We start from the raw sequence: 8,749 nt of genomic DNA on the forward strand, positions 1-8,749 counted from the left end.
TGGGGGAGTCCTGTATCCGGCTGCGTTACGTTATCCCCCGCCTGGGGACGTTAACGCGGGGGGGGCCCCACCCGCCCCCGCCCCTCTTTCGTGTACCTGGTCCGGTCAGTCGGCCTTGAGGACGAAGGACGTCTGGTCGCCCGCCAGTTGCGCGCCCTTGACCTCGACGAGGTAGGTGCCGGGCGTCGCGGAACCGGCCGAGGGCGTCGCGCACTGCGGGGCGCTGGGCCGCTTGTCCCAGTTCACGGTGTGGGAGACCTTGCCGCCCGCCGGGACGCGGAGCAGCAGCGTGCCCGCACCGGCCGGGCAGTCCTCGGACGACCAGAAGGTCTTCTTGTCGTCGTCCGCCTTCGTGATCGTCATGACCGCCGTGCGCGGGCCGAGATCGACCTTGCAGGCCTTGTCGGCGGTGCTCTTGACGGTGACGACGAGCTCGGGCTTGTCGTCGGGGCCGTAGGAGTTGCGGACGCTGCGCACGGAGAGTGTCACGCTGCCCGCGGTGCAGTCCGGCAGGCTGGACCCGGCCGGCACCCGGTCCCCCGAGGTCGCCCCGCCGTCGCCCGGCCCGGATCCGGCGTCGCCGCCTCCGCCGCCGCCGGAACTCCCGCCCGCGTCACCGGAGTCGGACCCGTCGCCCGCACCGCCGTCACCCTCACCGCCGCCGGAGCCGGAACCCGACTCGTCGCGGCCGCCGGGGTGTTGGCTGATCGCGGGGCCCGTGCCGGAGGGGCCCGGCGTGATCGACTCGGTCGGGTGCTTGCCGTCGGTCCCGCCGGCGCCCTTGTTCCCCGTACCACCGCCGAAGTTGACGACCCATACGACCAGCAGCGCGAGGAGCGCCACGACGGACAGCAGAACGACCCTCCGGCGCCAGTAGATGGAGGAGGGAAGCGGCCCGATCGGATTGCGCAAAGATCCCACGGATCAAACCTTACGAGAGATCGGGCCGTTGTCCGGCGCCCACCCGCCGCCTCGGCCCCCAAGTTTTCCGGATCATCATCATGCCCCCTGTCTTCCGTCAGGGGTCCCACCCGACCACCGCCTGATGTGACGGCTCCGGGAGTTGCGTACTGTCCGTGACCATGGGAACCATCGACTCCGATCTCTATCGCGACATCCTCGAATTCGCCCACGACACTCCGTCCTGGTTCCAGGACCTGATGGAGGTGTGGACCGAACTCGGTCTGCTGCTGTTCGCCGTGCTCTTCGTCGCCGCCTGGTGGCGCGCCCGCCGGGGCGATCCCCGGGCCCTCGCCGTGGCCGTGCTCGCGCCGCTCGGCACCGCCGTGGCGTACGTGGCCAGCGAGTTGATCAAATCGGGGATCGACGAGGAGCGGCCCTGTCGCGCGGTCGCCGGGGCGCTGCCCGCACTGATCGACTGCCCGGTCTACGGGGACTGGTCCTTCCCGAGCAACCACTCGACGATCGGTGCCGCGGCCGCCGTCGGGCTCGCGCTCGCCTGGCCGAAGATCGGCTGGTTGACGGTGCCGATGGCGATCCTCATGGCGTTCTCCCGGGTGTTCGTCGGCGTGCACTACCCGCACGACGTCGCGGCCGGGCTGCTGCTCGGGACGCTGGTCGCGTTCCTCGTGGTCGGGCTGTGCGCGCGGCAGGGGGCGCGGGTGACGGTGGCGATGCGGGGGTCGGGGAACGGGCTGGTGCGGTGGTTCGCGGGGCCCGGGAACGGGGGTTCCGAGGCCGGGGCCGCGTACGCGTCGGGGCGCGGGGCGCATCGGCGCTGAGGATCCTGGCTACGTGGGCCAGGGGCTCCGGATTCCGGGTGCGGGGCGGGCGGTGCCGTCAGTGCAGCAGGCCCGCCTCGTACGCCACGATCGCGGCCTGCACCCGGTTTCTGACCCCCAGTCGGTCCAGGACCGTGCTCACGTACGCCTTCACCGTGCCCTCCACCAGATGCAGGCGCGCGGCGATCTCCGGGTTCGACAGGCCCGCGCCGACCAGGCCGAGGACCTCGCGCTCGCGCGGGGTCAGCGCGGCCACGCGGTCGCGGGCCTCGGCCTCCCGGGTGAGCCGGCCGCCGCGGCCCAGACCGTCGATCACGTGCCGGGCCACGCGCGGCGACAGGAACGCGGCGCCGCCCGCCACCGCCCGTACGCCCGCCATCAGTTCGTGCGGGTCGCCCGACTTGAGCAGGAAGCCTGTGGCGCCGCCGGCCAGGGCGCGCGTCACGTACGCGTCCTCCGAGAACGTCGTCAGCATCGCCACCGCCGTGCCGGGGGCCGCCGCCACGATCTGCTCCGCGGCCGCCAGGCCGTCCAGGCGCGGCATCCTGATGTCGACCAGCGCCACGTCGGGGCGGTGCGCTCGGGCCAGCGTCACCGCCTCGCGGCCGTCCGCCGCCTCCGCGACCACCTCGAAGTCGTCGCCCGCCGCCAGGATCGCGGCGACGCCCGCTCTGATCATGGCCTCGTCGTCGGCCAGGAGCACTCTGATCTTCCGGTTCCGCCTCTGCTCTTGAGTCTCCTGCGGCTGCGTCTGCTTCTGCGTCTGCTTCTGCGTCACTGGCCCGTCCTCGGGATCAGGGTCTTGTCGATGAGGGCGTGCGGTGCCTTCGCCGCGAAACACAGCCTGAAGTGGTCCACGCTCACGAACAGTTCGCCACTGGCCCGGTAGTAACGGCAGTCCGTGCCCGGCGGGGGCGGGGCGGGAGCGCGGTCCACGGGCGGGTCGCTGATCGTGAGGGCGGGCAGGGTCTGCTCCGCCTCGGCCTCCGGGGTGCCCAGTGGGAGCGTGGCGTAGGCGCGGGGGGTCAGTACGGCGTGGGTGGTGCGGTAGGCGTACCAGGTGAACGCGCCGGCTGTCAGGACGGTTCCCGCGACGGCCGCGGCGACGAAGGCGCGGGCGGTTCCCGGTGTACGGGTCCGTGGGTCGGGCGGGACGGCTGTGGAGCGGGTCGGGATCGTCGGCAGGGTCGCTCGCACTCGGAAGCCCTCTGCGTGCGGGCCCGCTTCGAAAGTGCCGCCCAGGTCTGTGACGCGGGTGCGCAGGGCTTGAAGGCCGGTCCCTGTACCTGTCCCCGTTCCCGTGCTGCCTTGGCGGGCCCGGGAAGCAGGTCCCGCTGTCGTCACCGTGATCGTCAGGCTGTCCTGACTGTCCTGGCTGTCTTGGCTGTCCCGGCTGCTCCGACCGTTGTGTGCGCGGGTCGTCTCCACCGTCACCGCGGCGCCCGGCGCGTGCTTCGCCGCGTTCGTCAGGGACTCCTGGACCACGCGGTACGCCGTGCGGTCCTCCGGGGGCGGGGTGCCGTGCAGCTGGACCGGGAGGCCGGAGGCCGCGGCGCGTTCCACGAGTTCCGCCACGGTCTCGCCGGGCGGGGCCAGGGGGGCCGGTTCGTCGTCCTCCTCGCGCAGCAGGCCGATGATGCCGTGCAGGCGGTCGGTGGCGTCGGAGGCGGCGGCGCGGAGTTCGGCGGCGGCCTCGCGATGGGGTCCCGGCAGGTCCTTGGCCACTTGGAGCGCGCCCGCGCGGAGGGCGATGAGGCTCAGTTCGTGGCCCAGGGAATCGTGCATGTCCTGAGCGATCCGGGCCCGTTCGCGCAGCCGGGCGCGGTCCGCGACGATCCGGTGCTCGCGTTCCAGCTGCTCGGCGCGGGCCCAGCCGGCGGCGGCCAGTTCGCGGCTCTGGCGGCGGTGGCGGCCGGCGAGCCAGGGGAACACGGCGCCGAACAGGAGCGTGGCCATGAGGACGAGCCACTCCGCGGTGGGGTCGACCTGGCGGGCGGCGATCTTCGCGGTGCCGGCCGCGGCGAGCGCGGCGAACGTGAGCAGGGCGGGGCGGGTCGTGAGGGCGCGCAGGCCCATCAGGTGGGCGAGGACGGCGAGGGCGGCCCCGTAGGAGAGCGTGAACAGGGCCGGGGCGAAGGCCAGACCGGGGGCCGCTGCCAGCGCGAAGGCCGCGACGGGGCGGCGCCGGCGGTGCAGGGCGGTGGCGACGGCGAGGGCGGCCAGGCCGGCGGCGGGCCGCCAGAGCGGTGCGGGCTCCTCCAGGCGCAGCCATGTGCAGGCCAGTACGGGGACGCTGAGCCCTGCCCACATCCCGAGCGGCGCGATACCCGGTCGGTTCATCCGGCCGAACCTACAAGCCGGAGGCCTCCCCTCGCCCCTGCCGATCGACAGGGTGCCCCCTACTCGTGCGAGGGACCCGTACCGGGGTGGCGGGCGGCAAATGGGCGGTCGGGGCGGCGTGGGGGCGGGGAGGCGGGGGTTCGGGCCCGGCGCGCGTGGCAGGATCGGGAGTGCCATGACTGCGCCCACGAAGACCCCCAGCGATCGCTCAGACCTGCACGGACCGGTCATCGACTGGTTCACCGAACACGCCCGTGACCTGCCCTGGCGCCGCCCCACCGCCGGCCCGTGGGGCGTGATGGTCAGCGAGTTCATGCTCCAGCAGACCCCGGTGAGCCGCGTGCTGCCCGTGTACGAGCAGTGGCTCGCCCGCTGGCCCCGGCCGGCCGATCTCGCCAAGGAGGCCCCCGGCGAGGCCGTACGCGCCTGGGGGCGGCTCGGGTATCCCCGCCGCGCCCTGCGCCTGCACGGCGCCGCCGTGGCCATAACGGAGCGCCACGGCGGGGACGTGCCCACGGGTCACGCCCAGCTGCTCGCGCTGCCGGGCATCGGGGAGTACACGGCCGCGGCCGTCGCCTCGTTCGCGTACGGGCAGCGCCACGCGGTCCTGGACACGAACGTGCGGCGGGTCTTCGCGCGCGCCGTGACGGGCGTCCAGTACCCGCCGAACGCCACGACGGCCGCCGAGCGCAAGCTCGCCCGCACGCTGCTGCCGGAGCAGGACTCGACCGCCGCGCGCTGGGCCGCCGCCTCGATGGAGCTGGGCGCGCTGGTGTGCACGGCGAAGAGCGAGGAGTGCCACCGGTGCCCGATCGCCGCGATGTGCGCGTGGCGGCTCGCCGGGAAGCCCGCGCACGAGGGCCCGCCGCGGCGGGGCCAGACGTACGCGGGGACGGACCGTCAGGTGCGGGGCAAGCTGCTCGCCGTGCTCCGGGACGCCACCGGGCCGGTGCCGCAGGCCGCGCTCGACCGGGTCTGGGACGAGCCGGTGCAGCGGGCGCGGGCGCTGGACGGGCTGGTCGACGACGGGCTCGTCGAGCCGCTCGCGGGCGGTCTGTACCGGCTTCCCGCGAGCTGACTCCGCGTCCGTTACACAACCGACGGGCAGCCGTGCGTTTGTCGAAGGCTGGAACGGACAACGCCGTGACAACGCCTCCGTAGCTTCTTCCCCGAGACCGCACCCGACCGGTGCGGACCACGGGGAACGGGCAGGAATCGGGAGGCGGTTGCTCATGTCGCACGGCGGTGAGGTGCTCGAGTTCGAGGAGTACGTCAGGACGCGGCAGGACGCTCTGCTGCGCAGCGCCCGGCGCCTGGTGCCGGACCCGGTCGACGCCCAGGACCTGCTGCAGACCGCGCTCGTGCGGACGTACGGGCGGTGGGACGGCATAGCCGACAAGCGGCTGGCCGACGCCTACCTGCGCCGCGTCATGATCAACACGCGGACCGAGTGGTGGCGGGCGCGCAAGCTCGAAGAGGTGCCGACCGAGCAGCTGCCCGAGTCGGTCGTGGACGACTCGACGGAGCAGCACGCGGACCGCGCCCTGCTGATGGACGTCATGAAGGTGCTGGCTCCGAAGCAGCGCAGTGTCGTGGTGCTGCGACACTGGGAGCAGATGTCCACAGAGGAGACGGCCGCCGCGCTCGGCATGTCGGCCGGAACCGTGAAGAGCACGCTGCACCGGGCGCTCGCCCGGCTCCGCGAGGAGCTGGAGAGCCGCGACCTGGACGCCCGCGCGCTCGAACGGGAGGAGCGGGAGCGTTGCGCGGCCTAGGCATACGTGCCTCTCGGAGCGTCGAAGTGCTGAAGGCGGGGAGTCCGGTGATCGCCGGGTTCGCCGCCCTCGGGCTTTTGGCCGCTCTGCTCGTCGGGTGTTCGGCCGGTGGCACGGGCGCCCGGGACGAGGGACCCGCCCGGACCGCTCCGGTCGCCTCGGCGGTGCCGTCCCCGGCCGCCAGCCCCGTCGCGTCCGCGACCCCGAAGACGGTGAACGCGGTGCGGCTGGTGAAGGACGACCCGAAGGTCAGCACCGACATCAAGCGCGACCTGAAGCCCTGCGTGGCGGACGAGTACCCCGTCGACGTGAGTTACGGGACGCTGACCGGCGGGCCCGCGAACGATGTCGTGGTGAATGTGATGACCTGCGGTGACGCGGTCGGGATCGGCACGTATGTGTACCGCGACGAGGACGGCACGTACCGGAACGTGTTCCAGGCCGAGGAGCCCCCGGTCTACGCGGAGATCGACCGGGGTGATCTCGTGGTCACCAAGCAGGTGTACGAGAAGGGTGACTCGGTCGCCTCTCCGTCGGGCGAAGAGGTCGTCACGTACCGGTGGGACGGGGACCGCTTCGCGCAGCAGGGCCGCATTCACAACGACTACAGCCACGCGGTGGGCGGGGACTCCCCCGCTCCGGCCGCCACGGACGACGCCGGCTGAGCACGGCCGAGGATGGGAGACCACATGGGCGAGCGCAAGGGTGAGCAGACCCACGTGCTGTTCGTCGAGGACGACGACGTGATCCGCGAGGCCACCCAGCTCGCCCTGGAGCGGGACGGCTTCGTGGTCACCGCCATGCCGGACGGGCTGGCGGGTCTCGAGGCGTTCCGCGCGGACCGGCCGGACATCGCGCTGCTCGACGTCATGGTGCCGGGCCTCGACGGGGTCTCGCTGTGCCGGCGGATCCGCGACGAGTCGACCGTGCCGGTGATCATGCTGTCGGCGCGGGCCGACTCGATCGACGTGGTGCTCGGTCTGGAGGCCGGCGCCGACGACTACGTGACCAAGCCGTTCGACGGGGCCGTGCTCGTGGCCCGGATCCGGGCGGTGCTGCGCCGCTTCGGGCACGCGGGCGGTCCGGCCGCGGCGGCCGCGGGGGCGACCGCCGAGCCCGCCGGGACCGACGGGGGTGTGCTGCGCTTCGGCGACCTGGAGATCGACACGGAGGGCATGGAGGTGCGCCGGGACGGGAAGCCGGTGGGGCTGACGCCGACCGAGATGCGGCTGCTGCTCGAGTTCTCCTCCGCGCCCGGCACCGTGCTGTCCCGCGACAAGCTCCTGGAGCGGGTGTGGGACTACGGCTGGGGCGGTGACACCCGCGTCGTCGACGTCCACGTCCAGCGACTGCGCACGAAGATCGGCCAGGACCGGATCGAGACGGTCCGCGGCTTCGGCTACAAGCTCAAGGCCTGACCGGCCCGGCTGATGAGGAAGCACATATGAGGGGGACGGCTTTGGGGGCCCGGTGGCGGGGGCTGCTGCCGCGGCGGCTGCGGCGGGGGCTGCACACCGGGGTGCGCTGGAAGATCAGCGTCGCGATCGCGCTGGTCGGCGCGCTCGTCGCGGTGGCCCTGAGCCTGGTGGTGCACAACGCGGCCCGTGTCTCGATGCTGGACAACGCGCGGGACGTGCAGGACGAGCGGATCCAGTTCGTGCAGCGCCAGTACGCGGCGCGCGGCGGCAATCTGCCGGTCGGCTTCGAGGTCAACGACCCGACGCTGCCGCGCGAGCTGCGGCTCAAGGCCCTGTCGGGGCGCCGCGCCACCTACGTCTCCGAGTCGGCCAGCGGGGTACCGGACATCTGGGCCGCGGTCCCGCTCGGCAACGGCGACCTCCTCTCGGTCCACTCCCGCTTCACCGACCGCAGCACCGATGTCATGAAGGACCTGGACCAGGCGCTGATCATCGGTGCGATCTGTGTCGTGTTCGGCGGCAGCGCGCTCGGGGTGCTCATCGGCGGCCAGATGTCGCGCCGGCTCCGCAAGGCGGCGGGCGCCGCCCGGGAGGTGGCGCAGGGCCGGGCGGACGTGCGGGTGCGGGACGCGATCGGGGGCGTCGTACGGGACGAGACCGATGATCTGGCGCAGGCCGTGGACGCGATGGCGGACGCGCTCAAGCAGCGTCTGGAGGCCGAGCGCCGGGTGACCGCGGACATCGCGCACGAGCTGCGTACGCCGGTGACGGGTCTGCTGACGGCGGCCGAGCTGCTGCCGGCCGGGCGGCCCAGCGAGCTGGTCAAGGACCGGGCGCAGGCGATGCGCACGCTCGTGGAGGACGTGCTGGAGGTGGCCCGGCTCGACAGTGCGGCGGAGCGGGCCGAGCTGCAGGACATCACGCTCGGCGAGTTCGTCAGCCGGCGGATCGCGGCGCGGGGCGGTGACGGGATACGGGTCGATGTCGTGCACGAGTCGGAGGTGACGACGGATCCGCGCCGGCTGGAGCGCATCCTGTTCAACCTGCTGGCCAATGCGGCGAAGCACGCGCGGCCGCCGATCGAGGTGAGTGTGGAGGGGCGGGTGGTCCGGGTCCGTGACCACGGGCCCGGTTTCCCGGAGGACCTTCTGGAGGAGGGCCCGAGCCGCTTCCGTACGGGGGCGGCGCATCGGGCGGGCCACGGTCATGGGCTCGGCCTGACGATCGCCGCCGGTCAGGCCCGGGTTCTGGGCGCGCGTCTGACGTTCCGCAACGTCCGGGCGCCGGGGGCGCCGGAAGGGACCCCGGCGGACGGGGCGGTGGCCGTCCTCTGGCTCCCGGAACACGCCCCGACGAACACGGGCAGCTTCCCGATCGTCCGGCTCCCGTAGGGGGTTCGCGGGTCTCGTCGCCGGTTGCCGGTCCGGTGGGGCTTCTCGCGCAGTTCCCCGCGCATTTCAGGGGCGCGGGGAAC

At 73.4% G+C, this 8,749-nt stretch carries 9 protein-coding genes; 6 read left to right on the plus strand and 3 right to left on the minus strand.

All coding sequences use genetic code 11. The annotated features are described in order from the left end of the window. Positions 1–105 precede the first annotated feature (105 nt). Entirely contained in the window at positions 106–921 is an 816-nt protein-coding gene (locus tag ACFW9D_RS29665; RefSeq protein WP_188338308.1) for a hypothetical protein, read from the minus strand. 161 nt (positions 922–1,082) lie between these two features. Here ACFW9D_RS29665 and ACFW9D_RS29670 point away from each other — a divergent pair, with 161 nt between their 5' ends. Next, positions 1,083–1,742: a phosphatase PAP2 family protein gene (locus ACFW9D_RS29670; RefSeq protein ID WP_384626869.1), complete on the plus strand. Its 660-nt coding sequence runs from the start codon at positions 1,083–1,085 to the stop codon at positions 1,740–1,742. 58 nt (positions 1,743–1,800) lie between these two features. Here the strand turns inward: ACFW9D_RS29670 and ACFW9D_RS29675 are convergent, their stop codons facing one another. Both ACFW9D_RS29675 and ACFW9D_RS29680 read right to left on the minus strand, forming a co-directional pair. Next, a complete protein-coding gene (locus tag ACFW9D_RS29675; protein ID WP_188341492.1) occupies positions 1,801–2,421 on the minus strand; it encodes a response regulator transcription factor in 621 nt (206 codons plus the stop codon). A gap of 95 nt (positions 2,422–2,516) precedes the next feature. Next, complete coding sequence (locus ACFW9D_RS29680) at positions 2,517–4,082, minus strand: sensor histidine kinase (protein ID WP_384626872.1); 1,566 nt, start codon at positions 4,080–4,082, stop codon at positions 2,517–2,519. A gap of 175 nt (positions 4,083–4,257) precedes the next feature. Here ACFW9D_RS29680 and ACFW9D_RS29685 point away from each other — a divergent pair, with 175 nt between their 5' ends. The 5 genes from ACFW9D_RS29685 to cseC all read left to right on the plus strand — a co-directional run bounded on the left by ACFW9D_RS29685 (position 4,258) and on the right by cseC (position 8,666). Then, positions 4,258–5,160 carry an A/G-specific adenine glycosylase gene (locus ACFW9D_RS29685; RefSeq protein ID WP_188338304.1) on the plus strand — a complete coding sequence of 301 codons (903 nt, stop codon included), beginning with the start codon at positions 4,258–4,260 and terminating at the stop codon, positions 5,158–5,160. A 154-nt stretch (positions 5,161–5,314) separates the two neighbouring features. Further along, positions 5,315–5,857, plus strand: a complete 543-nt coding sequence (locus ACFW9D_RS29690) for a SigE family RNA polymerase sigma factor (RefSeq protein ID WP_188338303.1) — start codon at positions 5,315–5,317, stop codon at positions 5,855–5,857. Beyond that, positions 5,845–6,522 (plus strand): hypothetical protein, encoded by a 678-nt coding sequence (locus ACFW9D_RS29695; protein ID WP_384626876.1) that lies wholly within the window; start codon positions 5,845–5,847, stop codon positions 6,520–6,522. Before ACFW9D_RS29690 ends, ACFW9D_RS29695 begins: the two co-directional genes overlap by 13 nt. Before the next feature lie 24 nt (positions 6,523–6,546). Next, the gene (cseB, locus tag ACFW9D_RS29700; protein ID WP_384626879.1) at positions 6,547–7,275 is read left to right on the plus strand and encodes a two-component system response regulator CseB; all 729 of its coding nucleotides are present in this window, start codon (positions 6,547–6,549) and stop codon (positions 7,273–7,275) included. Positions 7,276–7,301: 26 nt separating this feature from the next. Next, positions 7,302–8,666, plus strand: coding sequence for a two-component system sensor histidine kinase CseC (gene cseC / locus ACFW9D_RS29705; RefSeq protein ID WP_384626882.1), 1,365 nt, complete (start codon positions 7,302–7,304; stop codon positions 8,664–8,666). The last annotated feature ends 83 nt before the right edge of the window (positions 8,667–8,749 follow it).

This window comes from Streptomyces sp. NPDC059524 (genome assembly GCF_042749255.1).
Lineage (GTDB): Bacteria > Actinomycetota > Actinomycetes > Streptomycetales > Streptomycetaceae > Streptomyces > Streptomyces xanthii.

Coding starts and splice junctions, on each gene's coding strand:
- cseB (WP_384626879.1), top strand. CDS start 6,547: ATGGGCGAGCGCAAGGGTGAGCAGACCCACGTGCTGTTCGTCGAGGAC.
- ACFW9D_RS29675 (WP_188341492.1), bottom strand. CDS start 2,421: ATGATCAGAGCGGGCGTCGCCGCGATCCTGGCGGCGGGCGACGACTTC.
- ACFW9D_RS29685 (WP_188338304.1), top strand. CDS start 4,258: ATGACTGCGCCCACGAAGACCCCCAGCGATCGCTCAGACCTGCACGGA.
- ACFW9D_RS29670 (WP_384626869.1), top strand. CDS start 1,083: ATGGGAACCATCGACTCCGATCTCTATCGCGACATCCTCGAATTCGCC.
- ACFW9D_RS29690 (WP_188338303.1), top strand. CDS start 5,315: ATGTCGCACGGCGGTGAGGTGCTCGAGTTCGAGGAGTACGTCAGGACG.
- cseC (WP_384626882.1), top strand. CDS start 7,302: ATGAGGGGGACGGCTTTGGGGGCCCGGTGGCGGGGGCTGCTGCCGCGG.
- ACFW9D_RS29680 (WP_384626872.1), bottom strand. CDS start 4,082: ATGAACCGACCGGGTATCGCGCCGCTCGGGATGTGGGCAGGGCTCAGC.